Source organism: Suttonella ornithocola (assembly GCF_001889065.1).
In the GTDB taxonomy this organism is placed as follows: domain Bacteria; phylum Pseudomonadota; class Gammaproteobacteria; order Cardiobacteriales; family Cardiobacteriaceae; genus Suttonella_A; species Suttonella_A ornithocola.
On record NZ_LWHB01000242.1, the window covers coordinates 1 to 440 of the forward strand.

The window sequence follows — 440 nt, forward strand, 5'->3', positions numbered from 1 at the left end:
CAAAGCAGATATAAAGAACAACTTGTAGTAGAATTATCAAAAACAAACTGAGCATATCCTATGACCTACTGCCGCCAATTCCGACAGAAAATTCTTAACGATATTGCTAATGGAGAAACTTGGCGCGCTGTTGCAAAGCGCTACAAGATCAGCAAATTCACCGTCTATAGCTGGATTAAAAATCCCCATCCTAAAGGCTTTACTGAGCGTAAGCCCTCAAAGATTGATGATGGAGCCTTGCTTAAGGATATTGAGCAGTATCCTGATGATTACCAATGGGAAAGCGCTAGACGTTTTAATTGCTCGCAATCAGCGATTTGTTATGCTCTAAAGCGACTAAAGATAACGCATAAAAAAAGATTAACCAACATCCAAAAGCCGACACAGAGAAAAGAGAGCACTTTCAAGAACAAATAGTAGATAAGACCGCTCAAGACAAA

The 440-nt window shown here is 39.5% G+C and carries 1 protein-coding gene; it reads left to right on the forward strand.

What is annotated here, in order from left to right; all coding sequences use genetic code 11:
- Nucleotides 1-60: 60 nt before the first annotated feature.
- The gene (locus A5N85_RS13410) at nt 61-417 is read left to right on the forward strand and encodes an IS630 transposase-related protein (protein WP_072577616.1); all 357 of its coding nucleotides are present in this window, start codon (nt 61-63) and stop codon (nt 415-417) included.
- The last annotated feature ends 23 nt before the right edge of the window (nt 418-440 follow it).

What these genes read in the sequence shown, in the direction of transcription:
- A5N85_RS13410 (WP_072577616.1), top strand. Translation starts at nt 61, where the DNA reads ATGACCTACTGCCGCCAATTCCGACAGAAAATTCTTAACGATATTGCT.